At 63.1% G+C, this 24,634-nt stretch carries 15 protein-coding genes and 1 pseudogene; 10 read left to right on the forward strand and 6 right to left on the reverse strand.

The window, feature by feature from the left end:
* Window positions 1–147 precede the first annotated feature (147 nt).
* Window positions 148–1,884: a bifunctional protein-serine/threonine kinase/phosphatase gene (locus VFW93_RS16705; protein ID WP_329695086.1), complete on the reverse strand. Its 1,737-nt coding sequence runs from the start codon at window positions 1,882–1,884 to the stop codon at window positions 148–150.
* Window positions 1,885–2,093: 209 nt separating this feature from the next.
* Between VFW93_RS16705 and VFW93_RS16710 the strand changes: the two are divergent.
* From VFW93_RS16710 to ybiB, 4 genes and pseudogenes are all read left to right on the forward strand, one after another.
* A pseudogene (locus VFW93_RS16710) lies at window positions 2,094–3,344 on the forward strand (NAD(P)/FAD-dependent oxidoreductase); the annotation flags it as partial.
* Between the two features lie 60 nt (window positions 3,345–3,404).
* Complete coding sequence (locus VFW93_RS16715; protein WP_329695087.1) at window positions 3,405–4,211, forward strand: type IV pili methyl-accepting chemotaxis transducer N-terminal domain-containing protein; 807 nt, start codon at window positions 3,405–3,407, stop codon at window positions 4,209–4,211.
* A gap of 215 nt (window positions 4,212–4,426) precedes the next feature.
* A complete protein-coding gene (locus VFW93_RS16720) occupies window positions 4,427–7,300 on the forward strand; it encodes a molybdopterin-dependent oxidoreductase (RefSeq protein ID WP_329695088.1) in 2,874 nt (957 codons plus the stop codon).
* A gap of 64 nt (window positions 7,301–7,364) precedes the next feature.
* Entirely contained in the window at window positions 7,365–8,339 is a 975-nt protein-coding gene (ybiB, locus tag VFW93_RS16725) for a DNA-binding protein YbiB (protein WP_329695089.1), read from the forward strand.
* On the opposite strand, the gene VFW93_RS16730 is transcribed toward ybiB, so the two are convergent.
* Entirely contained in the window at window positions 8,297–9,349 is a 1,053-nt protein-coding gene (locus tag VFW93_RS16730; RefSeq protein ID WP_329695090.1) for a DMT family transporter, read from the reverse strand. The two genes, ybiB and VFW93_RS16730, sit on opposite strands and share 43 nt — an antisense overlap.
* A gap of 120 nt (window positions 9,350–9,469) precedes the next feature.
* Between VFW93_RS16730 and VFW93_RS16735 the strand changes: the two genes are divergently transcribed.
* Entirely contained in the window at window positions 9,470–10,120 is a 651-nt protein-coding gene (locus VFW93_RS16735) for a DUF2314 domain-containing protein (protein ID WP_329695091.1), read from the forward strand.
* 24 nt (window positions 10,121–10,144) lie between these two features.
* On the opposite strand, the gene VFW93_RS16740 is transcribed toward VFW93_RS16735, so the two are convergent.
* Window positions 10,145–13,720, reverse strand: a complete 3,576-nt coding sequence (locus VFW93_RS16740) for an indolepyruvate ferredoxin oxidoreductase family protein (RefSeq protein WP_329695092.1) — start codon at window positions 13,718–13,720, stop codon at window positions 10,145–10,147.
* Between the two features lie 270 nt (window positions 13,721–13,990).
* Here VFW93_RS16740 and VFW93_RS16745 point away from each other — a divergent pair, with 270 nt between their 5' ends.
* The gene (locus VFW93_RS16745) at window positions 13,991–14,629 is read left to right on the forward strand and encodes a riboflavin synthase subunit alpha (RefSeq protein ID WP_329695093.1); all 639 of its coding nucleotides are present in this window, start codon (window positions 13,991–13,993) and stop codon (window positions 14,627–14,629) included.
* A gap of 40 nt (window positions 14,630–14,669) precedes the next feature.
* On the opposite strand, the gene VFW93_RS16750 is transcribed toward VFW93_RS16745, so the two are convergent.
* From VFW93_RS16750 to VFW93_RS16760, 3 genes are all read right to left on the reverse strand, one after another.
* The gene (locus VFW93_RS16750; RefSeq protein WP_329695094.1) at window positions 14,670–15,761 is read right to left on the reverse strand and encodes a putative solute-binding protein; all 1,092 of its coding nucleotides are present in this window, start codon (window positions 15,759–15,761) and stop codon (window positions 14,670–14,672) included.
* Between the two features lie 121 nt (window positions 15,762–15,882).
* Window positions 15,883–16,512 (reverse strand): response regulator transcription factor, encoded by a 630-nt coding sequence (locus tag VFW93_RS16755; protein WP_329695095.1) that lies wholly within the window; start codon window positions 16,510–16,512, stop codon window positions 15,883–15,885.
* Entirely contained in the window at window positions 16,509–18,521 is a 2,013-nt protein-coding gene (locus VFW93_RS16760) for a sensor histidine kinase (RefSeq protein ID WP_329695096.1), read from the reverse strand. Before VFW93_RS16760 ends, VFW93_RS16755 begins: the two co-directional genes overlap by 4 nt.
* Before the next feature lie 167 nt (window positions 18,522–18,688).
* Between VFW93_RS16760 and VFW93_RS16765 the strand changes: the two genes are divergently transcribed.
* From VFW93_RS16765 to ppc, 4 genes are all read left to right on the forward strand, one after another.
* A complete protein-coding gene (locus tag VFW93_RS16765) occupies window positions 18,689–19,690 on the forward strand; it encodes a TRAP transporter substrate-binding protein (RefSeq protein ID WP_329695153.1) in 1,002 nt (333 codons plus the stop codon).
* Between the two features lie 68 nt (window positions 19,691–19,758).
* A complete protein-coding gene (locus VFW93_RS16770) occupies window positions 19,759–20,358 on the forward strand; it encodes a TRAP transporter small permease (protein WP_329695097.1) in 600 nt (199 codons plus the stop codon).
* Window positions 20,359–20,369: 11 nt separating this feature from the next.
* Complete coding sequence (locus VFW93_RS16775; protein WP_329695098.1) at window positions 20,370–21,650, forward strand: TRAP transporter large permease subunit; 1,281 nt, start codon at window positions 20,370–20,372, stop codon at window positions 21,648–21,650.
* Between the two features lie 100 nt (window positions 21,651–21,750).
* Complete coding sequence (gene ppc, locus VFW93_RS16780) at window positions 21,751–24,612, forward strand: phosphoenolpyruvate carboxylase (RefSeq protein WP_329695099.1); 2,862 nt, start codon at window positions 21,751–21,753, stop codon at window positions 24,610–24,612.
* Window positions 24,613–24,634 lie beyond the last annotated feature (22 nt).

A 24,634-nucleotide genomic window follows, 5' to 3' on the forward strand; every position in this document is an offset into this window, starting at 1 on the left:
TTCTCGTCTCCTTTGTTGTTCAATCAAAGCGCCAGCCCACAAGGCTGGCGTCGACCTGACCGCCACCCCTGGTCAGCAGCCCTGGCGCCACGCCGTGCGCACAGGGCTTTTTTTGCGCCTCACGACCGCACGCGGTCGAGGCGCTCCTCAGGCACGCGGCAAGAAGGCCAGCCAATACACCAGCAACAGATTGAACAGCACCGACACGGTCAACGCGATCTTCCACATGGCGACCGGATCCCGACCCAGCAGGGGTGTGGACATCGGCGCCGACAAAGGCCTTGACGCCCCCCGCTCCAGTGCCAGCAGCAACTCCTCTGCCGTCTCGAACCGTTGCCGTCGATCTCTCGCCACCGCCTTGAGTACGACATGATCCAACCAGATTGGCACATCAGGGCGCAAGCGCGAAGGCGGCACCGGATCACGTCGGTAGCGCCCCAGTTGGTAGGGTTCGATTTCGCCGTAGGGCAAGCGGCCGGTCAACCATTGGTACAAGGTGACACCCAACGCGAACAGGTCACTTTGCGCCGTGACCCGTGCAACAGCCGGGTCATCCTCCCATTGCTCCGGATTCATGTAGCTGGGCGTGCCTGCATGTAATACACGCAAACTCTCGGGCTCCTTGCCTGACAGGGCCACACCCAGATCAAGCAGGCGCCATTGCCCATCGTCCCCCAGATGGATGTTGTCCGGCTTGACGTCGCGATGGATCACACCAAACTGATGCAGTCGCCCCAGCGCACGCACCACAGTAGTGGTGGTGGCCACGATCTCGCCCACCGGGAACCGTTGCTGCGCTTGCAGCAGATCACCCAGCGTCTGCCCGCTGTGCCAGTCAAACAGGGCATAGAAACAAGTGGCATCCTTGGTTTCGTGCACACGGACCAATCCCCGAGCTTCACGCTCCGTCACACGGGCACCCAACCAGGCTTCGTGGGCCAGCATTGCGCGCTCCTCGGGATCGCTTGCACGGGCTTCGTGCAGTGTCTTGAGGGCGTACAGACAGCCGCTTTGCAGATGCCGAACCTTGTACAGACGATGTACGCCATTGGCAAACACACAAGCCTCGATGCGCATGCCATCGACCAGATCACCCACCTGCATCTTGTGCGGAATGGGCAACTGGCGCCCCTGACGGGCAGCATCCTCCAGCCTGGCCGCGGCCAGGCCCTTGACACGGATGACCAAGGCGGTGGCGTTGTCTCGCCCCCCGCTGGTCAGGGCTTTGGCGACGAGGGCCTCACTGGCCTCCTGTGCACTGCCCTGCCCCGCCAGACTTTGCAGCGCGGACGGCTTGATCACACCGTGCACGCCATCACTGGTGAGCACGAAGGTGTCGCCGATCTGCAGATCACCCTCCAGGTAATCCACTCGCAAGGCATCATCCAGCCCGATGGCGCGTGTCAGACCGTTCTGAAACTCGAAGGGCCCCAGGGTATGGTCCTGCGTCAAGGGTGAAAGCTCACCACCGCGCAAGAGGTAGGCCCTGGTATCGCCCACGTGCGCCAAGGTGTAGCCATGCCCCCGAAGCACGATGGCGGTCAAGGTCGTCATGCCGGCCGTGCCACGACCTTGCGCACCGCCGATGGCCTGACGCCTGCGGTTGTGGTCAGCCAGCCAGGCATTCTGGGCAGCGATCAAACGGTCCAGGGCAACGGTCGTGTCCCAGGTCGCCGGCGTGGCGTAGTAGTCCCGTAGCAGTGTCTCAACCGTTGTCTGAGCGGCCTCCCACCCCAGGCCGCCAGCAGACACGCCGTCAGCCAGCGCAGCGATGACTCCCCAGGCTTCTTCATGGGGCGCCGGCTGGCCCACACCGGCGTGGTCCTCCAGTACCGAGCGCGGCCCACGCTGGCTGGCGTAGCCCACATCGAGATCAAAGCTCATCCATATCCTTCAGCGGTCAAGGGTGATGCGCACTATTGCCGTGCGTCTGTGCATGTTCACGCAAAAAGTACGCAATTTCCACGCCCGCTATCGGTGCACCGCAGCACTCATCACGTCAGACCAACTTGGTGCGCCCAGAAAGGGTGCTGGCCTGCTTATTGCTGAGTGAAAGGTACAACTATTTCGATTCCCGCTGACGGAGCATTCGCATGAAGAAGATGAAGCTGGTGCTGGTGGGCAACGGCATGGCCGGCGTCCGCACGCTCGAAGAGCTGCTGAAGTTGGCGCCAGACCTGTACGACATCACCGTATTCGGTGCTGAACCGCACCCGAACTACAACCGCATCCTGTTGTCTCCCGTGCTGGCGGGAGAACAAACGCTGGAAGAGATCATCCTCAATCCGCTGGACTGGTACGCGCGAAACGGCATCACGCTTCACGTGAACAAGAAAGTCGTCAGCGTGGACCGGACCCGTCGCGTCGTGATCGCTGACGACGGTACCGAGGCAGAGTACGATCGCCTGCTTCTGGCCACGGGCTCCATGCCCTTTGTGCTGCCTGTGCCCGGCAAGGATCTCGAAGGCGTGATCGCCTACCGGGACATCGCCGACACCAACTACATGATCGAGACCGCGAAAACCCACCAGCACGCGGTGGTGATTGGCGGCGGTCTGCTGGGGCTGGAGGCCGCCAACGGCCTGATGCTGCGCGGCATGACCGTCACGGTGGTGCACATCGCTCCCTGGTTGATGGAGCGCCAGCTTGACGAGGTCGCCGCCAAGTTGCTGCAGCGCTCACTGGAAGAGCGGGGGCTGAAGTTCCGCATCGGCGCGCAGACGCAGGAACTCGTGGGTGGTGAGGATGGCCGCGTCAGGTCCGTCAAATTCAAGGACGGCACCGAAGTTCCCGCCGATCTGGTCGTCATGGCCGCCGGCATTCGTCCCAACACGGCCCTGGCCGAGAAGACCGGCATTCACTGCAACCGCGGTATCGTCGTGACCGACTCGATGCAGACCATCACCGACCCACGTGTCTATTCGGTAGGTGAATGTGCGGCACACCGCGGCATCGCCTATGGTCTGGTTGCCCCACTGTTCGAGCAGGGCAAGGTCTGCGCGAACCATCTGGCCATGTCCGGCATTGGCCGCTACACGGGCTCTCAAACCTCGACCAAACTCAAGGTAACGGGCATTGACCTGTTCTCCGCAGGCGACTTCATGGGTGGCGAAGGCACGGAGGAAATCGTGCTGTCCGACCCCTTTGGTGGCGTCTACAAGAAGCTGGTGCTCAAGGGCGACAAACTGGTGGGCGCCTGCATGTATGGCGACACCGTTGACGGCAGCTACTACTTCAAGCTCATCCGCGAAGGCACCTGCGTCAACGACCAGCGAGACACCTTGATGTTCGGCGCACCGCCCGTGATCGCACCCAGCGACCCAGAACACAACAAGGCTGGCGCCAAGGCCAGCACGCGTCAGCCAGAGCCCATGGGCGTTTGATTTCTTGAGTGATAGAGCGGTATGCAGTCGATTACGTGTCGTCGTGAATGGATGAAGCAAGGCCTGGCGCTGGCCATCGGGGCGACCATGGTGCGGCCTGCTTCAGCACAGATCGTGAGCCTCAACGAGGCCATCAACAAGGCCGGGCGTCAGCGCATGCTGTCCCAGCGCATGGCCAAGGCCTGGCTGGCCATGGGGCAAGGCGTGGACGTGAAGCGAGCCGAGAAGATCCTGTTTGATTCGATGGCCTGGTTTGACCGGCAGTTCGTCGAACTCAAAGCCTACGCGCCCACGCCTGAGATCGAATCGACCTACAAGGCCCTTGAGCCTTTGTGGGCGGATTACAAGGCCGCGCTGGTGGGGTCTGCCCCCGATCGCAGCGCCGCCCCCTTACTGCTCAGCCTGGATGCCAAGGTACTCAAACTGGCCCATCAAGGCACCGTGCAGCTGGAACAGTACTCGGGCAAGGCCGTGGGCAAGTTGGTGAACGTCGCCGGGCGACAGCGCATGTTGTCGCAACGCACCGCCAAGTTCTACCTCAGCCAAAGCTGGGGCGCGGCCGTACCCGAGCAACTCAAGGAACTCAACACCGCACGCCAGGAATTCGCGCAAGCGCTCCAGACATTGACGACGGCGCCACAAGCCACCACAGCCATCAAGCAGGAGCTGGAGCTGGCCCGACAGCAATGGATATTCTTTGACAACGCCCTGTCCAGGGTCGGCGAACGCAGCAGTGCCAGCCAACACGCCACTGAAGTCTTTGCCAGCAGCGAGAACATCCTGCAAGTCATGGACAAGGTCACCAGCCTGTATAGCAAGCTCGCCTGACCACATGGGTTGATCGGGTGGTCGCGCACCCTGCCAACCTGGCGGCAACAACCGCCTCGCTCTTTTGTACGAATGAAACCCGCTGAGAACCACATCAAATCGAGAACAGCCATGAGCCAATGGAAGCCCATTTGCAACGTTGATGCGCCAGGCCGGCTGGCAGCCTGCCAGGAGCAGGGCAAGCTGCCCAGCCAGGGGCGCATTGGCACCCGTGCATGGAGCAAGTCGTGAGCGCGCCCCCGAGCGCCGCAAGCGCCCTCCCTCCTTCGTCTGACACCACACAGACGACGCGTGCGACCTGCCCCTACTGCGGCACAGGATGCGGCGTGCTGATCGAATCCCGGCAGGGTCGCATCATCAACGTACAGGGCGACCCGCAGCACCCTGCCAACTTTGGCCGCTTGTGTACCAAGGGCAGCACCCTGCATCTGACCGCGGCCGAAACCGTGACGCAACAGACCCGTCTGCTGGCCCCGATGCGCCGGGATCAGCGAGGGGAAGCACCTGCCCCCATCGCCTGGGAGACGGCGATGGAAGAAGCCGCTGACAAGCTCGCCGGCATCATTCGCCAGCATGGCCCCGACGCCGTGGGTTTTTATGGCTCGGGCCAGTTGCTCACCGAGGACTACTACGTTCTCAACAAGCTGGCCAAGGGCCTTGTCGGCACCAACAACGTCGACACCAATTCGCGGCTGTGCATGAGCAGTGCGGTGGCGGGCTACAAAGCCACCTTGGGCAGCGACGCGCCTCCTGCGTGTTACGAGGACTTCAACCACGCCCGGACCCTCTTCATCGTCGGGGCCAACACCGCTTACGCCCACCCCATCCTGTTCCGGCGCATCGAGGAAGCGCGCCGGGCCAATCCAGCCATGAAGCTGATCGTGGTCGACCCACGTCGCACCGAAACGGCCGACATGGCCGACCTGTTCCTGCAGATCCTCCCCGGCACGGACGTGGCCCTGTTCCACGGCATGTTGCATGTGTTGATCGCCGATGGGCTGATCGACACGGCCTACGTCAAGCAGCACACGCAAGGCTTCGAGGCCTTGCAAGCCATCGTGCATGACTACACGCCGGAAGTCGTTGCCCGCACCTGTGGCATCAAGGTGGAGGACCTGATCCAGGCCGCGCGCTGGTTCGGTCAGCAGACACCGACGCTGTCCCTCTATTGCCAGGGCCTCAACCAGAGCAGCAGTGGCACCGACAAGAACGCGGCACTGATCAACCTGCATCTGGCGACCGGTCAGATCGGTCTGCCCGGTGCGGGCCCTTTCTCGCTCACCGGACAGCCTAACGCCATGGGCGGACGCGAAGTCGGCGGCATGGCCAATCTGCTGAGTGCGCACCGGGATCTGAGCAATCCGCAACACCGGGCTGAAGTGGCTTCACTCTGGGGGGTGGACGATGTCCCCGCTCAGCCGGGCAAGACCGCTGTCGAGATGTTCGAGGCTGCGGCCCGAGGCGAGATCAAGGCCTTGTGGATTGCCTGCACCAACCCTGCGCAATCGCTGCCTGACCAGGCCACCGTGCGCAAGGCCCTGGAAACTGCCGAGTTCGTGGTCGTACAGGAGGCCTTTGGCACCACGGCCACGTGCGCCTATGCAGACCTGCTGCTGCCCGCCACCACGTGGGGCGAAAAGGAAGGCACGGTCACCAACAGCGAACGGCGTATCAGCCGTGTGAAGGCAGCGGTGCCCCCATCAGGTGAAGCGCGCCACGACTGGGCCATCCTGTCGGACATCGGGCGCCGGCTCGAAAAGCGGCTGAGCCAGCGCACGGCGCATTACCGCGACGGCATCGAGACACTCTTCCCGTATGAGTCACCCGAATCCGTGTGGAACGAGCACCGCGAGTCCACACGAGGCCGCGATCTCGACATCACGGGGCTGAGCTACGCCATTCTGGAGGGCGCGGGGCCACAACAATGGCCCATGCCTGAAGGCGCGGTCGCAGGTCAGGCTCGCCTGTACGCTGACGGCCAGTTCCCGACCGACAATGGCAAGGCGCGCTTTGCCGCCGTGCGCCATGAACCTGTCAGCGAGCAGCGCGATCAACGCTATCCATTCAGCCTGAACACCGGCCGCCTGCGCGATCAATGGCATGGCATGAGCCGTACCGGCACACTGGGCCGGCTCTTCGGGCACGTCAGCGAGCCAGCCGTTGAGCTCCACCCTCAAGATCTGGCCCGCATGGGCCTGCAGCCAGGCGATCTGGTGGAGGTGGCGTCGCGCCGCGGGCAGATCGTGATCCCCGCACAAGCCAGCGACACCATCGCGCCCATGCAGGCTTTCATCGCCATGCACTGGGGCGAAGAGTACCTCAGCGGTCTCGACCATCATGGCCGCGCCATGAATGGTGTCAATGCCCTGACCGTTCCGGCGTTCTGCCCCAAGTCCAAACAACCCGAACTCAAGCATGCAGCAGTCAGGGTCACACCTGTCGCACTGCCCTGGCGTTTGCTGGCCGTGGCGTGGTTGCCTGAAACCGACGCGCTGGCCGTGCGTGAGGCGCTCAAGCCCCTGATGTCGGCGTTCGCCTTCACGAGCTGCGTCCCTTTCGGGCGGGAGCCACATGCGCAAGGCAAGGTCGGCGTGCTGTTCCGTGCTGCAGCCATGGAGCCAGCCAGCAGCGACATCCTTGCCCGCATTGAATCGCTGATGGGCGTTGATGGCGTTGACGTCATGCGCTACCAGGACAAGCATCGTGGGCAAAAGCGCGCCATGCGCATGGAGCGCAGCGAAGAAGGGCTCAAACTCACAGCCTTCCTCATGGCCGGCGACATCAGCGCCGAAGCCTGGATTCGCCCGCTGCTGCAGGAGGAGCTCGTGGCCGACACCTACGGTCGTGCCTTGCTCTCGCCGGGAGCCACGCCTCCAGTGGCGATTGTGTCCAAGGGCAAGCAGATCTGCACCTGCTTCAATGTGACAGAGCCGGCCATCATCGACACGCTGGCCACATGCCAGGGTGACACGGACGCGCGACTGCAACAGCTGCAAGGCGCGCTCAAGTGCGGCACCAACTGCGGCTCGTGCATCCCGGCCTTGCGGCAGCTCGTCAAGCTGCACCCAGCCATGGCGTCAGCTACTTGATGTCCTGCAGGCTTGTGTCCACGTCTCCAAGGATAATCAAGCCTCAAGTCGTGGACACAACATCATGAGCATCGCGCCCTACATCAAGGTCATCGGTCGAGGCAAGGACGGGGCCCGCTCCCTTGGCGTGGACGAATCCCGAGATCTGTTCGAACAGGTTCTGGACCGCCAGGTCACCGAACTGGAAATCGGTGCCTTCTGCCTGGCCATGCGCATCAAGGGTGAGTCCACCGAAGAGCTCGATGGCTTCGTTCAGGCCAGCCATGCACGCTGCGTCGATCTGTCCGAAGCCGCGCAGTTCGCACCCAAAGGCATCGTGGTGCTGCCCTCTTACAACGGTGCGCGCAAGCTGCCCAACCTGACTGCCCTGCTGGCGCAAGAGCTGGCCCGACAAGGCGTGGGCGTGCTGGTGCACGGCCCATCACATGATCCGGGGCGGGTCACCACGGCACAGGTATTCGAGGCCGCCGCCCTGCCCGTGGTGAAGGATGCCCAGGCGCTGGGCGCTGCGTGGCAAGCCGCCCAGCCCGCTTTCATGGACATAGCCCACCTGTGCCCGCCCATGGACGCGCTTCTGGCTGTTCGCTGGACCATCGGCCTGCGCACCCCAGCCCACTCCGTGGCCAAGTTGCTGGATCCTTTTGCAGCCCTTCTGCCACAGGGCGTGAAAAGCGTTCGCGTGGTCAACCACACGCATCCTGAATACGCCTTGTCCATGGCGGCATTTCTGCAGCACGCGCAGGCCAACGCCATGCTCATGCGCGGCACGGAAGGCGAGCCGGTGGCCGATGCGAGGCGGCAGCCCAAATGCGATGTCTTCCTGCATGGTGAGCGCGCAGAGGAACTCTGCCTGTCACCCACCGAAGGCGTGCTCACAACCTTGCCTGATCTGCCTGTCAGCCACAGTGCCGAAGATACGGCCGCCTACATTGCCGCTGTGCACAGCGGCCAGCAACACCTGCCTGCAGCGATACACGCGCAAGCCACCGCGCTGGTTCAAGCCTTGGCGCGCGTGACGGCACCTGCGGGCACGGATTGAGCAGGTTTGCCTGCCTGACCGGTTCGCGCGAGGATCACGATACCGGCCAGCACGACGGCCGTGCCCAGCATCAGGCGCCAGGTCACCGGCTCTCCCAGCCACCAGGCCGCCATCCAGATGGTCGACAAGGGGCCGACCATGCCCGCCTGCGATGCCATGGAAGCGCCCACGAGTTGCACGCCACGCATCACCAGCCAGACGGGCAGCACCGTGCACAGGGTGGCATTCACCAGTGACAAGGCCCAGGCCTGCCAGGGCAGTTGCGCCACGGCACCTTGCTGGCCATGCGTGGCACGGTGAACCACCCACCATTGCAGCAGCGCCATGAAGCATGCGGCACACGACGCCAGCCCCACCAGCCGCATGGAGCCCAGCCGCTGCACGAGCTGGCCGCTACCCATGAGGTACACAGCGTACGACACCGCACTGAAGAACACCAGCAGGCTCCCAACGGTGATCGCCTCCCGTGCATCCAGGCTGCCACCGTGGCTGGCGAGCATGGCCGCGGCATCCCAGTCGTGCAACCACACCAGAACCACCCCACTGTAGGACAGCAGCATGGCCCCCAACTGAAGCAAACGCACCGGCTGGCGCAGAAACACCGCCGACAACACCAGCACGATGGTCGGATTCAGGTACAGGATGGCGCGCTCCAGACTCGCACTGATGTACTTCAAGCCCATGAAGTCCAGGGTGCTGGCAAGGTAATAGCCCGTGAAACCCAGGCCCAGAATCTGCCACCACTGCTGACGTGTCAGATCGGCGTCGTTACCCCGCTCGGCCCGCTGCTGCCGTCCGGCCCACCAGGCCATCGCCAGGAACATCGGAAAGGCCATCAGCATGCGCAAGCCCACTACGGCAAATGGATCGGCCCCCAGCCTGTACATCAGCTTGGCCACGATGGCCTTGCCTGAGAAAGCCACGGCCCCACAAACGGCAAAAATCAGTCCTTGGGTGCGCAGCGTTGCCCGCGAGCTCGTCAACGAAATCATCCCGGCACCATAGCGCATTCACGGCCGGAGCGTGATTCTCCCAGTAGACTCACCAGCGATTCCGGGTCACAAATCGGTGCCTTGGCACCTTCTGTTCAAACCATGCACGTGAAAAATCGAATCACCCTTACTCTGGCATTGACATCTTGGCTGCTGGCGCTGCCCACCGTGAGCCAGGCCCAGCAGGAACCTGCTGCGGCCTCTGCCGCCTCTGCCGCCTCTGCCGCGTCTGCCGTCGAGTCGGCTGCGTCCAAACCCGCCAAGCCCAAACTCACGAAAGAAGAGATCGCTGCCAAATTGGCGGCCTTGGCGGCTGCCCAGGCGGCACGCAAAGCCGCTGCGGCTGCCACCCCTGCACCGCCGCCCCCGAAGCCCGTTGTCATCAGCCTCCGAGATCCAGCCATCAAGGCGGCCACCCGCAAGGCCCAAGCCACGCTGGACAGCTTTCTGCCCATCGCTGAAAAGGCGGACCCCAACAATCAGGCGGTCTCGCTGAAGGTGGCCATTCGTGATGGCAACAAGTTGGAGCACATCTGGGTGACGCCGTTCTCCACCTTGGGCAAGAGCCACTTCACCGGCAAGATCAACGAAAAGCCGGAAGTCGTGGGCAACGTCAAGGAAGGCCAGCAGTGGATCTTCAGCCGCGACGATGTCGTGGACTGGATGTACTACGACACCGCAGGCCACAAGATGCACGGCAATTACTCGACATGCGCCAAGCTGACCAAGGGGCCACAGGCCGACCGCGAAGAAATGAAGCGCATGTACGGCCTGGATTGCGGCAAGTAAGCGCAACCCGGGCCGGCCTGGCCATCAACGCTTGTCGTCACCTGGCCAGGCATCACTCATGGCAGCCCACTGCGTACGCACAGCCTGAACCTGTGCGTGCCGCACCGGCCCATAGCCCTTGATCTTGTCGGCCAGTTCGGCCATGCGGCAGGCGTGATCAAGGGACCCTGCATGGAGCTTGCGCATGATCTGCTCCAGCAGGCTGATGTATTGGGCCAATACCGCGCGGTCTTCACGCCGGTCGTGGCTGTAGCCCATGGGATCAAACCAGGTGCCACGCAAGCCACGGAACATGGCAAGGCCTTGCATCGCCCACTGCCAGAATGGCCCGAAGTCGTGCTTGGGCGGACGCTCCGACGGCGTCTTGCCACCGCCCATCCAGGGCGGCGCCAGATGCAGCACCATGCGCCAATCACCTTCAAACTGCTCATCCAGTTGCGCCTTGAACGCCTTTGACGTCAGCAGCCTGGCAACCTCGTACTCATCCTTGTAGGCCATCAGCCTGAACAGCTGCCGCGCCACCGTTTCGGTCAGCCGCGTGCTGTTCAAGGTGGACTCAGCCTGACGCACCCGACCTACCAGGGCCCTGTAGCGCTCGGCATAGGCTTCATCCTGGTATTCGGCCAGGTAGTTCATGCGACGCTGCACCAGCGTGTCCAGATCATCCTTGCCATAACGAAGCGGCCTGGCCGACCACTGCACAGGCTGGGCCGGCATGCTCATGCGCGCGACGAACACAGGGTCGTGCGCGGCGCGGCGGCCCCACTCGAACGCAGCCAGATTGCGCTCCACCTGCACCGCATTGAGCTCGATCGCCCTGGTCAACGAAGCCAGGGTGAGCGGCACCCAGCCCATCTGCCATGCATAACCCAGCATCAAGGGATTGGCGTAGATCGCATCACCCAAGAGGCGATTGGCCAGCACCACGGCGTCCAGGCGCTTGATGGCTTGTGTGCCCACCTCATCACCCAGCACCTTGTCGCAATGGCCAGCCGGAAACTGCCAGTTGGCATCGTGCATCAGGGCGGCAGTGGGCGTGTGATGCGTGTTGAGCACCACCCTCGTACGTCCCGGGCTCATCACCGCCACCGTGGTGGCGTGCGCCGCCACAATCGGGTCGCAACCGATCACCAGATCAGCCTCGGCCATGCCCACCTTGGTCGTGAAGATGGCCTCTTGTGTGTCGGCAATCTGGATGTGGCTCCAGGTGGCGCCGCCCTTTTGTGCCAGCCCCGCGGATTCCTGCGTGACAGCGCCTTTGCCTTCCAGGTGCGCGGCCATGCCGAGCAACTGGCCAATGGTGATCACGCCCGTGCCACCAATGCCACCCACCACGATGCCATAAGCCGTCGTGGCCGCGGGCACATCGGGCTCGGGGATCGGAGGCAACTTGCTGACGTCAGGTGCGCTCTCTTTGGCCTTGGGCGCCCTCAGCTGACCACCTTCAATGGTGACCAGGCTCGGGCAGAACCCCTTCACGCATGAGAAGTCCTGGTTGCAGGAACTCTGGTTGATGCGGCGCTTGCGGCCAAACTCGGTGTCGACCGGCTCCACGCTCAGGCAATTGGATTGCACGGCGCAATCACCACAGCCTTCGCACACCAGCTCGTTGATGACCACGCGCTTGGCCAACGCGGGCATGGTGCCGCGCTTGCGGCGGCGACGCTTTTCCGTGGCGCAGGTCTGCTCGTAGATGATGACGGTGCAGCCTTCCACCTCGCGCAGTGTCTTTTGCACCTGATCCAGCTGATCACGGTGGAACACCTCGGTGCCGGGTGCCAGGTCTTCGATGCTCAGGTACTTGTCCGTGTCATCACTGACCACCACGATGCGCCGCGCGCCTTCGGCGTGCAACTCCCGCGTCATGGCAGAGACCGACAAGGTGCCGTCCACGGGCTGCCCACCGGTCATGGCCACAGCGTCGTTGAAGAGGATCTTGTAGGTGATGTTGACCTTGGCCGCGATCGCCTGCCTCACAGCCAGCAGACCGGAGTGGAAGTAAGTGCCGTCGCCCAGGTTCACGAACACGTGTTTCTCATCCGTGAACGGCGCCTGCCCCACCCAGCTCACACCTTCGCCGCCCATCTGCGTGAAGGTGCCCGTGCTGCGGTCCATCCACATGGCCATGTAGTGGCAGCCGATGCCCGCCATGGCGCGTGAGCCTTCCGGCACACGGGTCGAGGTGTTGTGAGGGCAGCCGCTGCAGAACCAGGGGGCGCGCTCCACACTGGCGCCCTGGCTTTCCAGCGCACGCTCCTTGGCTTCGATCACGCGCAGGCGTTCGGCCATGCGCTCGCGCAGACTGGGGTCCATGTCGCGCAACAGGCCCAGCTTGTCAATGCGCTGCGCCACGGCCTTGGCGATGAGCGAGGGGTTCAGATCGGCCTTGGCGCGCAGCAACCAGCGTGAGGCAGGGTTGGGCATGGACCATTCACCGCCGGTGAAATCGCCATCGGGTTCGCTGAACTTGCCCAACACATTGGGCCGCACGTCTTCACGCCAGTTGTACAGCTCTTCCTTAAGCTGGTATTCGATCATCTGGCGCTTTTCTTCGATGACCAGGATCTCCTGCAAACCCGTGGCGAATTCGCGCGTGCTGCTGGCCTCCAGGGGCCACACGACCGACACCTTGTGAATGCGCAAGCCGATGCGTCGGCAGGTCTCGTCGTCCAGACCCAGGTCATGCAAGGCCTGGCGCAGATCGTTGTAGGCCTTGCCACTGGCGATCAGCCCCAAGCGGGCATGATCGCTGTCCAGCACCGTGCGGTTGAGCTTGTTGGCACGGATGTAGGCCAGCGCGGCATACCACTTGTAGTCCATCAAGCGCGCTTCCTGAGCCAGCGGCGTGTCAGGCCAGCGGATGTGCACGCCGCCGTCGGGCATCACGAAGTCCTCGGGCAGCATGATGCGCACTCGGTCCGGGTCCACATTGACTGTGCTGGAGGATTCCACCACCTCCTGAATCGCCTTGAGGCTGGCCCACAAGCCGGAGAAGCGGCTCATCGCAAAGGCGTGCAGGCCCAGATCCAGAATCTCCTGAACCGTACTGGGGAAGAACACTGGCAGGCCGCAGGCCTTGAAGATGTGGTCGCTCTGGTGCGCCACAGACGAGCTCTTGGCCACGTGATCGTCACCCGCCACCGCCACCACACCGCCATATTGTGATGTGCCGGCCATGTTGGCGTGCTTGAACACGTCGGAGCAACGGTCCACGCCCGGGCCTTTGCCGTACCACATGCCGAAGACACCATCGAAACGATGCGGGCCAGGCGTCAGCGCAAGCTGCTGCGTGCCCCAGACAGCCGTGGCACCCAGTTCTTCATTCACGCCGGGCTGGAAGACGATGTGGTGCTTCTGCAGGTGCGATTTGGCCTGCCACAAGGCCTGGTCATAGCCACCCAGGGGCGAGCCGCGGTAACCACTGATGAATCCCGCCGTGTTGAGGCCTTGCATGGCGTCGCGGGTGTGTTGCAGGATGGGCAGGCGAACCAGCGCCTGGATCCCGCTCATGAAGGCCTGGCCTCGATCAAGCGCGTACTTGTCGTCCAGCGAGAGTGTCGCCAGGGCCTTGAGCACTTCTGCAGGCAGCGGAGCGTTCATCACGTCCTCCTCGGGTCTGCTGCACCGCATCATGCCTGATCACGATCGACAGGCTCGCCGCGCAGCAGGAAACCTGAATATGGCCCAGTGTAGGACGCCATATCACCTTGTGGTCTATCGCTTTCACGGGGAAAAAACAGGCCTTCTCGCCCCTTGTAATGGCCCAGGTCGGACCTATTTCACAGCCTGTGCATACACCCACCCTCAAGCTGGCCATGCTGCGCTGCAACGATAATGGCGTATTGGCTTGAACAACAGGATTGCCCGATCATGTATACCGGTATCGTCCAGGGCCTCGGACGCGTCGTCACCCTCACCCCGACCATCAGTGGCTTGCACCTCACCCTGCGCATTCCGCAGGCCTTGCTGCACGATCTGCAGATCGGCGCCAGCGTGTCCGTCGACGGCGTCTGCCTCAGTGTGGTCGCCATCGACGGCGAGTTGATCTCGTTTGACGCCATCAACGCCACCCTGGAGCGAACCAACCTGGGCGACCGCCGCGCAGGCGACGTGGTCAACATCGAGCGCTCCGCACGTCAAGGCGATGAAAACGGCGGCCACGCGATGTACGGCCACGTGTCCGACACCGCCCGCATCAGCTCCATCGTGCTGGAGGGCCCCCGTGCCCACGTTGAACTGCATGTGCGCGATCCCTGGCGCCGCTACCTGTTCCCACGGGGCTTTCTGTCCATCAACGGATGCAGCCTGACCTTGGCCGAGGCCGATGCGGAACGCGGATATTGCCGCGTCAACCTGATTCCGGAAACCATCCGCGTCACCGGCTTGTTTCAATACAAGACGGGAGATCGCCTCAACATCGAGGTGGAACAACAGACGCAGGTGCTTGTTGACGTGATCGAGCGGGTGCTGGAGCGCAACGCAGGCAAATTCGGCCAACAGCCCCGGTGAGGTCGGTGGGCACAGCCTCCTGCCCCACCCCGTCATCGCGTCAGTTGGCCGGTACGGCCTTGGGCTTGTCCGGCCACTCGGTTTCCAGCGGGCTGGTGCACTCTGAATCAGCCGGATTCATGTCACAACGGATGCGCTTGAGCACCTTGAGTGCCTTCTTGTCATACAAACCGGCTTCAGCGATCTCGACACGCCCATCGCGCAGCATGTGGATGTAGCGTGCCAGGTCGGCCGGAGGGATCTCCATCCAGACCTTGGCGGGCAACTCGGCCTCGGCACGGCGGATCATGTTCATGGTCGGTTCGAACTGGCTGAGCCAGTACTGACGCGACTTCAGGCCCGTACCTGCCGGAAACTTGTTCTTGTTGATGATGATCTGGTAGGTCAGGAACGTGATCGGCATGCGAGAGATGGCGCCCTTGGTGCCGATGCCCTTGTACAACTCCAGGGGTTTGTAAGCCAGGGCCGGCGCGAAAATCACGTCCACCAGCCCGTTGTTGAACTTGCTGGCGAAATTGGTAATGTCAGCGGGCACCGGTTGTGCCCCGATGCGCGTGATGGCCATGGTCTGCACACGGTCCACATCCAGTGCCGCGATGCGCTTGCCAGCCGCTGCTTCGACGCTGTTGATCTTGCGGTCATTCACGATGGGATAAGCCGCGCCCATGGGGACGATGCCGGCCACCTCGTACTTGTCCTGCACCATCATCTTGGAAGCCGCGGGCGACGCAAAGATCTCGATGGCCTTGCGCAAGATCTCGTAGCTGGCGTCCATGTCGATCTTGCCGTTACGGGCAAAGGTCGTCGCACCCATGGCATCCACCGTGGCGGCTACCAGGTTGTAGGGCTTGCTGCGAAAGGATGTGACGGCCATCGCATCACACTGGCCACTGCGGAAGTCTTCTGCAGCCACGCGCTCGTCGGTGTAGGCCTTGAGTTCGATGTCGATGCCCATGTTGAGCTTCTGCATGGCCAGCACGAAGTCCTTGGCTGCAGCATAGGCGGGCCCGGTCGTGCCCACGATGTCGAACACGCAGGCCGTCTGGGCGGACCAGGCAGACGTGCTCACCACACCGGCCACACCGAGGGCCATCAGTTTGCCGAAACGTGCACGGGAAAGAATACGGGGCATCGAGAAGTCCATCCTTGAAATCAGTGCGCCAATCTACCAAACGCGCCACATCAATCGGCAAAGGGTTTCACCTGCTCATGGGCATGCACTTGTCGTCGTCCACCCCATGGCTGTCACGGAATCACCCGCTTGCCAGCCAGCCCGCCAGTTCCGCGGCAGAACGGACGCCCAGCTTGGCGAAAACACGTGCGCGATGCACTTCCACGGTACGAACGGCAATGTGCAGTTCGTCCGCGATCACCTTGTTGAGCTTGCCTGCCGCTACACGCGTCATGACCTCCTGCTCGCGCTCGCTGAGGCTGGCGAGTCGGGCCTGCCGCTCCTGCGACTGGGCGTTCTGCGCTCTGGATGCGGCCTCCACGGCCAGTGCCTGTTCGATACGGTCCACCAGGGTGTTGTCGCTGTAGGGCTTTTCCAGGAAATCGAAGGCGCCCTTCTTGAGCGCTTCCACCACCATGGGAATGTCGCCATGGCCGCTGAGAAACAGCACCGGGTTGTGCACGCCCATGGCCAGCAGGGACTCATGCAGCATCAGGCCAGACATGGGCTCCATGCGCACATCGAGCACGAACACGCCCTGCACCGGCGTGCCGCTGCGCGCCAGAAAATCCAGCAAAGCCAGGCCGCTGTCGAACGCATGCACAACCAGCCCTCTGGAGCCCAACAGGAACACCAGCGCATCCCTGACGACGGCTTCGTCATCCACCAGGTAGACCACGCCCCCCCCTGAAGCCGAGTGATGGATTGTCAAGATGATTCTCCCGCGTCCTTGCCCGGCTCATCCTCGTGGTGAATGGGCAAGCTGAATGAAAAGGTGGCGCCACCCTCAGGCGCATCCGATGCGTCGAGTGCGCCGTAGTGCAATTCGATGATCGAGCGGCAGATGGCCAGGCCCATGCCCATGCCCTCTGACTTCGTCGAGTAGAAGGGTGCGAAAAGTCGCTCGCTGTCCTGGCCGTGTAGCCCTGGTCCGTTGTCGGTCACGCTCACGCGCACAAACCCGCCTGACTGCGTCGCCGAGACCTGAATGTGCCTGGGCGCCGGTCCGGCCGCCAAGGCGTCGCAGGCGTTGCGAACCAGGTTGACCACCACCTGCTCGATCAGCACAGGATCGGCCCATACGGCTGGCAAGGTGTCATCGCCATGGATGTCCAGCCGCACTTGATGCCGGGACAGATCGCGTTTGAGCAAGCCTGCGCCGGACTCGATCACATCCATGATGCGGCAGGGCTCTCGCTGTGGCTCACGCCGAGTCAGGAACTCCCGGATGCGCATGACGATGCGACCGGCATGCCTGGCCTGCTCGCCCATGGTCTGCAGGGCCTTCATGACCTGAGGATCCAGGTCATCACGGGGCCCCAGCGCATTGAGCAAGCCTGCGTTGTAGCTGGCGATCGCCGTCAAAGGTTGGTTGAGTTCGTGCGCCAGCGTGGAGGCCACCTCGCCCAGCATGGTCAGGCGCGCATGGTGGGCCATGGTCTCCAGTTGCTTGCGCTCACGCTCTTCCATGCGCTTGCGTTCCGTGACGTTGAGCACCGAGGCCATCCAGCCGATCTGCACGCCTTTGGCGTCCACCAGGGGTGCTTCGAACACCATGACTTCGACCAGGCGCCCATCCCGGTGCTGCCAGCGTGACTCGTAACCCTCGCGCGGCGCCTTGCCCGCCATGTTGCGCAAATGACGACGCATGCTTTGATCGAGCTCGTGGGGCACCCAGTAAGGCATGGGCGGCATCAGACCGATCAACTCGTCGGGCTGGTAGCCCACCATGTCGGCCATGGTCTTGTTGACATACACCAGACGCCCTTGCAGATCGCGGGCACGAATGCCCACGGCCAGAGAGTCCTCCATGGCTGAACGCCAGGCCGCCTCCGTGCGCCAGGCTTCCTCCGCGCGGGACACGCTCTGCATCTGGCGCCGGAGCATGAAGCTGGCCACGCCGAGCAGCAGCACGAAGCCGCCCATCAAGGCCATGGGCATGGTGCGCCACCAGGGTGTGATGCGTTCTCGCGAGCTCAACTCCAGCCAGGCGTTGGGCAAGGTCGGTGCCATGGACACCCTGTACCAGGCCTGAACCGCGCGACGAGGGCCATCCACCGTGGCGGCGATCACCTCATCCGATTCATCGACCAGGCGGATGTCGTATTTGCTCGCCAGCCACCAGGGTACCTTCTGGCGCAACAAGGCTGCGGCGGAATACCGCGCCACAAGCATGCCGCCGGGGTGATCGGCTCGCCCAGGCAGCGACACGGACAGGTGCCCGGCCATGCCACCTTCATCACTACTGTTTCGAAGTGCATCGCGGGCGGGCAGTGTGTCGTCCGGCAAATGCGCCATGATCCGACCGTCGTCACCCAGCCAGGTCAGGCTGACCCAGAAGCGCCGCAGTCCGTCCAGCACGAGGGCGTGCCGCGAAAACGCATCTTGCGTCATGGTGTGCGATTCGATTTCGTTGGCCAGCGCTCGCAACTTGCCGGTCTCATCGTCAAGGCGACTGGTGATCTGGGCCTCCAGCGACAAGGCGTCGGAAATCATGTCGGCGCGTTGCGACTCCAGGTCGGCCACTTCCTTGGCCCGCAGCCACACCATCACCCCTCCCACCAGCAACAGCGACAGCACCAGGGGCCAGGCCCACATGGATGGCATCAAGGCCAGGCGCGACCCCCACAGCTGGAGACGTGGCCTGGGCGGCACAGCCATCGCCGGCCGCTGCGGGACACGCACGCTGGGTGCAAAGGCGTTGTTTGACTTGTCTGTCATGTCGGCAGTCTAGGCGCTGGCAAGGATGTCGCACGAGCCGCATTCGCAGGAATGTGGAACTCCACAATTTGCACCGCACGTGGCTGGTTGAACAATGAGCCTATCCAAAACCAAACGGAGACGCCATCATGTTCAACCGTCAGTCCCGTCATTTGCTGCGTCGCAACATGCTGACGATGGCCGCATCGATCGCGGCCTCGCTCACGCTCCTGCCTGCAGCATTCGCGCAATCCCCCATCGTCATCAAGTTCAGCCACGTGGTGGCGGTCGATACGCCCAAAGGCAAGGCCGCTGAATTCTTCGCCAAACGTGCGGCGGAGCTGACCAAAGGCCGCGTCAAGGTCGAGGTCTATCCCAACAGCCAGCTCTACAAGGACAAGGAAGAGCTGGAAGCCCTGCAACTGGGCTCTGTCCAGATGCTCGCGCCCTCGCTGTCGAAGTTCGCCCCGTTGGGCGTGAAGGAATTCGAAGTCTTCGACCTGCCCTTCATCTTTGACGATTACCCTTCTCTGCACCGCGTCACCAACGGGCCGATCGGCCAGGGTCTGCTCAAGAAGCTGGAATCACGCGGCATCCATGGTCTGGCCTACTGGGACAACGGCTTCAAGGTCATGTCCGCCAACCGCCCCTTGAAGAGCGTGGAAGACTACCGCGGCCTGAAGATGCGCATCCAGTCGTCCAAGGTGCTGGACGCGGAAATGCGGGCACTGGGCGCCCTGCCTCAGGTGCTGGCCTTCTCTGAAACCTACCAGGCCCTGCAGACCGGTGTGGTGGATGGCACCGAGAACCCGCCCTCCAACCTGTACACCCAGAAGATGCACGAGGTTCAAAAGCACCTGAGCGTCACCAACCACGGCTACCTGGGCTACGCGGTGGTGGTCAACAAGAAGTTCTGGGAGGGCCTGCCCAGCGACATTCGTGCCGCCCTGACCAAGGCCATGACGGAGTCCACCCAGGTCGCCAACGATGTGGCTTTCCAGGACAACCAGGACGCGCTGGCCAAGGTTCAGGCCTCCGGCAAGACCGTGATCTACAAGCCCACCATGGGCGAGCGCTTCCTGCTCAAGAAGGCCTTGATGCCCGTGCACAAGCAAATGGCATCACGGATTGGCGACGACGTCATCCAGGCCATCTACAAGGAAACCAACTTCGATCCCAGCAAGATGTGATCAGGCGGGTTGACTGCACCTCAGCCCACGCCAGGTCGTGGGCTTTTTTTTGAACAGGAGAGCCCATCATGAAATGGCTTGACCATCTGGAAGAGTGGCTGATCGCGTCGTTCATGGGCGCCGCCACGCTGATCATTTTTACCTCGGTGTTACACCGCTATCTGGTGGGCGTCCAAAGCCCCATACAGGACTGGCTGCTGACACTGAACTTCGCCTGGGCACAGGAAGCCACCATCTACCTCTTCGTGTGGATGGCCAAGTTTGGTGCCGCCTATGGCGTGCGCACCGGCATCCATGTGGGAGTTGACGTGCTCATCAACCAACTGTCCACACCCAAACGCAAGGTCTTCGTGTTGTTCGGCCTGATGGCGGGCGCCCTGTTCACGGGCACCGTGGCCACCATGGGCGCGAGCTTCGTCTGGGAAAACGGCGCGCACTACGCCCTGTTCAACGCGCTTCACCTGGACATGACCGACCTCGTAGAAGGCCCGACCACCCCCGACCTGGAATGGCAGACCTGGATCATTTACTCCGCCATCCCACTGGGTTCGTCGCTGATGTGTTTCCGCTTCCTGCAGGTGGCATGGAACTTCGCGAAGACAGGTGAGCTGCCACACCATGACCACGGTCACGTGGACGGTCTGGACGAAGAAGTGGCCAAGGCCTGAAGGAGCAGCACATGAACGGCATCATCATCTTCTCCGTGCTGCTGGCACTGATGCTCACGGGCATGCCCGTGTCCATCTCGCTGGGCCTCACGGTTCTCACCTTCATCTTTGGCTTCACCGAGGTTCCGCTGGAATCCGTGGCGCTCAAACTGTTCACCGGTATCGAGAAGTTCGAGATCATGGCGATCCCCTTCTTCATCCTGGCTGGCAACTTCCTCACCCACGGTGGTGTGGCCAAGCGCATGATCAATTTCGCCACCAGCATGGTGGGTCATTGGCATGGCGGCCTGGCGCTGGCTGGCGTGCTGGCATGCGCCCTGTTCGCGGCGGTGTCCGGTTCCTCGCCAGCCACGGTGGTGGCGATCGGCTCGATCCTGCTGCCGGCCATGGCCAAGGCAGGCTTCCCCAACAAGTTTGGTGCGGGCGTGGTCACCACCTCGGGTGCCCTGGGCATCCTGATCCCGCCATCCATCGTGATGGTGATGTATTCGGTGTCCACCAACACGTCCGTGGGCGCCTTGTTCCTGGCAGGCGTGGTGCCCGGCATCGTGCTGGCCCTGTTCCTGGGCTTCACCACCTGGTGGCGCGCACGCAAGTTCGGCTACCCTCGCCAGCCCAAGGCCACGTTTGCGCAACGCCTGAAGGCGCTGAAAGACTCGTTCTGGGGTCTGCTGCTGATCGTGGTGGTGATGGGCGGGATCTACACCGGCCTGTTCACCCCGACCGAAGCGGCCGCCATGGCTGCGGTGTACGCCTTCATCATCGCCGTATTCGTCTACAAGGACATGGGCCTGAAGGACGTGCCCCGCGTGTTGTTGAACTCGGCCAACATGAGCGCGATGCTGCTCTACATCATCACCAACGCGGTGCTGTTCAGCTTCGTGCTGGCCAACGAGAACATCCCGCAGCAACTGGCTGACTGGCTGGTGGGCATGGGTCTGGGCCCGATTGCTTTCCTGCTGGTGGTCAACATCCTGCTGCTGGTGGCGGGCAACTTCATGGAGCCTTCGTCGATCGTGCTGATCATGGCGCCCATCCTGTTCCCCGTGGCCGTGAAGCTGGGCATCGACCCCATCCACTTCGGCATCCTGATCGTGGTGAACATGGAAGTCGGCATGTGCCACCCTCCGGTCGGGCTGAACCTGTATGTGGCCTCGGGCATCACCAAGATGGGCATCACGGAGCTGACGGTGGCCGTGTGGCCCTGGCTGCTGACCATGCTGGTCTTCCTGGGCCTGGTCACCTACTGGCCGCCATTGTCCCTGTGGTTGCCACATTTGCTGATGAAGTGATGCGCGCAGGGTGCAAACCCTGGCACGATGTGTGCGATGTGATCAAGGGCGGACGCTACCCCTGTCCGCCCTTGCCCTGCCACCCATCGAACACCATCGAATGACAACCCAGGCCACACCCCGCACCACGCCCAAAACGCGCACCACCGCTGCCAGGAGCCCATCGGCTCGCAAGACCGGCACACCCGAATCAGCCAGGCGACACAACGCCCCTCTGCTGCGAGACATCCGCTTCCTTGGGCGCATCCTCGGCGATGTGATTCGCGAGCAGGAGGGTCGAGAGGCCTACGACCTCATTGAACGCATTCGCCAGCTGGCGGTCGCCTATCGAACCAAGCGTGACGATCAGGCCGGCAAGGATCTGGATCGACTGCTCAAAGGCTTGTCGGCCGACCAGAGCGTCTCGGTCATCCGCGCCTTCAGCTATTTCTCACACCTGGCCAACCTGGCGGAAGACCGCCACCAGTTGCGCACCGCCCGCCAGAGTCTCAAACCGGCGACCGGCTCGCTGGCCGCGTGCTTTCAGCGCCTCGCCGACGAGGGCATCCATGCCGACGACATTGCCGGCCTCTTGAATGGGGCCTACCTCGCACCGGTTCTGACGGCGCACCCCACGGAAGTACAACGCAAGTCCATCCTGGACGCCGAACGCGGCGTGGCCGAACTGATTGCCCTGCTTGACGAGCATGCCGACACGCCGCAGGTGGACCTGGAACTGGCTCTGCGCGCCCGTGTGACCCAGCTCTGGCAGACACGCATGCTGCGCTTTTCCAAGCTCACCGTGGCCGACGAGATCGAGAACGCGCTGAGCTATTACCACGCCACCTTCCTGCGCGAGATTCCCCAGCTGTACGGGCAACTGGAGCGCGCTCTGCCGGGGCGCCACATCGCACCATTTTTGCGCATGGGCCACTGGATCGGCGGCGACCGCGATGGCAACCCGAACGTCACCGCGCAAACCTTGCAGCTGGCCATGGCACGTCAGTCCGAAGTGGCCCTGCGTCACTATCTGGCCGAGATCCATCAACTGGGCGCAGAGCTGTCCATGTCCGGCAGGCTGATTGATGTCAGCGCCGACATGCAGGCCTTGACCGAGCGCTCGCCGGACCACAACCCGCATCGCTCCGACGAGCCCTATCGCCGCGCCCTGACTGGTGTTTATGCGCGCCTGGCCTCCACCCTCGAGCAACTCACCGGCACCGTGGCCCTGCGGCATGCCGTCGCCCAGGTCCAGCCCTACGCCAGTGCGGAGGAATTTCTGGCCGATCTCGCCGTGATCGACGCGTCCCTGCGCGGCCACCATGCGGCCGTGCTGGCTGACCTGCGCGTGCGCCCCATCATGCGAGCCGTGCAGGTATTCGGCTTTCACCTGGCCACGCTGGATCTGCGCCAGAGCTCGGATCAACATGAGCTCGTGGTCAGTGAATTGCTGGCCAAGGCGCGTGTCGAGCCCGATTACGCCTCGCTGGACGAGAGCCAGAAGCAGGCCCTGCTGCTGCGCTTGCTGAACGAAGCTCGCCCCCTGCGCGTGGTGGGCAGCGCCTACAGCGAACTGAGCAAGGGTGAACTGGCCATTTTTGAAGCCGCGGTGGTGGCCAGACGGCAGCTCGGGCCACAGGCTGTTCGCCACTACATCATCTCCCACACCGAGACCGTCAGTGACCTGCTGGAAGTCTTGCTGTTGCAAAAGGAATGCGGCCTGATGCAGGGCACGCTGGACGATGCCCAATCTCAGCTGGAACTGATCGTCGTGCCCCTGTTCGAAACGATTGCCGACTTGCAGAACGCGCCGCTGATCATGAAGGCTTTCTATGCCCTGCCCGGCATTTCAAGCCTGATGGCCCGCTCCGGTGGCGAGCAGGACATCATGCTGGGCTACAGCGACAGCAACAAGGACGGCGGCGTGTTCACCAGCAACTGGGAGCTGTATCGAGCCGAGGTGGCACTGGTGGCCCTGTTCGACCAATTGCGCAAGGATGCCGGCATCCGGCTGCGCCTCTTCCATGGCCGAGGCGGCACCGTGGGCCGAGGCGGCGGGCCATCGCATCAGGCCATCCTGGCCCAGCCACCCGGCACGGTCAACGGGCAACTCAGGCTCACCGAGCAAGGTGAAGTCATCGCCTCCAAGTACGCCAACCCGGAAATCGGCCGCCGCAACCTGGAGACCCTCGTATCGGCCCTGCTGGAAGCCAGCCTGATCCAGCCCGATCGCCAGGTGCCCGCGAGCTTCCTGCAGGCGGCCGATGCCATCTCGCAGGCCAGCATGAAGGCCTACCGCAAGCTGGTCTACGAAACGCCGGGCTTCACCGACTACTTCTTCTCGGCCACGCCCATCCGGGAGATCGCAGAGCTGAACATCGGCTCTCGGCCCGCGTCTCGCAAGGCCACGCGCCGCATCGAAGACCTGCGCGCCATTCCCTGGGGCTTCTCGTGGGGGCAATGCCGCGTGGCCCTGCCCGGCTGGTTCGGCCTGGGCTCGGCGATCGAGGCTTTCCTGTCGGCGCCTGGCCGTGATCGCAAGACCCAACTGGCCTTGCTGCAACGCATGTACAAACAGTGGCCCTTCTTCAAGACACTGCTGTCCAACATGGACATGGTGCTGGCCAAGAGCGATCAGGCCATCGCGGCGCGCTATGTCGATCTGGTGGAAGACAAACGCCTGGGCAAGAAGATCCTGGCCGCGATCCGCGCAGAGTGGGATCTGACCATCCAGGCGCTCAACCTCATCACGGGGTCGAAAGGCCGACTGGAGACCCAGCCCGAACTGGCCAGTTTCCTGGCCTACCGCTTCCCCTATGTCGACCCGCTCAATCACCTGCAGGTCGAGCTGATGCGCCGCCATCGCAAGGCGCCCGACACCCGGGCCTCCGAAGTCGAGGGGGAAACGGTGGCCGAGCGTGTCCGCCGGGGTATCCACCTGTCCATCAACGGCGTCGCGGCAGCCTTGCGCAACACGGGCTGATTTCACGCACATCACGCACTCG

The organism is Aquabacterium sp. (assembly GCF_036279675.1).
Classification (GTDB): domain Bacteria; phylum Pseudomonadota; class Gammaproteobacteria; order Burkholderiales; family Burkholderiaceae_C; genus Aquabacterium.

Excerpts from the sequence above, each read along its gene's own strand:
- VFW93_RS16705 (WP_329695086.1), bottom strand. The coding sequence starts at position 1,884 with ATGAGCTTTGATCTCGATGTGGGCTACGCCAGCCAGCGTGGGCCGCGC.
- VFW93_RS16715 (WP_329695087.1), top strand. The coding sequence starts at position 3,405 with ATGCAGTCGATTACGTGTCGTCGTGAATGGATGAAGCAAGGCCTGGCG.
- VFW93_RS16720 (WP_329695088.1), top strand. The coding sequence starts at position 4,427 with ATGGAGCAAGTCGTGAGCGCGCCCCCGAGCGCCGCAAGCGCCCTCCCT.
- ybiB (WP_329695089.1), top strand. The coding sequence starts at position 7,365 with ATGAGCATCGCGCCCTACATCAAGGTCATCGGTCGAGGCAAGGACGGG.
- VFW93_RS16730 (WP_329695090.1), bottom strand. The coding sequence starts at position 9,349 with ATGCGCTATGGTGCCGGGATGATTTCGTTGACGAGCTCGCGGGCAACG.
- VFW93_RS16740 (WP_329695092.1), bottom strand. The coding sequence starts at position 13,720 with ATGAACGCTCCGCTGCCTGCAGAAGTGCTCAAGGCCCTGGCGACACTC.
- VFW93_RS16745 (WP_329695093.1), top strand. The coding sequence starts at position 13,991 with ATGTATACCGGTATCGTCCAGGGCCTCGGACGCGTCGTCACCCTCACC.
- VFW93_RS16750 (WP_329695094.1), bottom strand. The coding sequence starts at position 15,761 with ATGCCCCGTATTCTTTCCCGTGCACGTTTCGGCAAACTGATGGCCCTC.
- VFW93_RS16760 (WP_329695096.1), bottom strand. The coding sequence starts at position 18,521 with ATGACAGACAAGTCAAACAACGCCTTTGCACCCAGCGTGCGTGTCCCG.
- VFW93_RS16765 (WP_329695153.1), top strand. The coding sequence starts at position 18,689 with ATGCTGACGATGGCCGCATCGATCGCGGCCTCGCTCACGCTCCTGCCT.
- VFW93_RS16770 (WP_329695097.1), top strand. The coding sequence starts at position 19,759 with ATGAAATGGCTTGACCATCTGGAAGAGTGGCTGATCGCGTCGTTCATG.
- VFW93_RS16775 (WP_329695098.1), top strand. The coding sequence starts at position 20,370 with ATGAACGGCATCATCATCTTCTCCGTGCTGCTGGCACTGATGCTCACG.
- ppc (WP_329695099.1), top strand. The coding sequence starts at position 21,751 with ATGACAACCCAGGCCACACCCCGCACCACGCCCAAAACGCGCACCACC.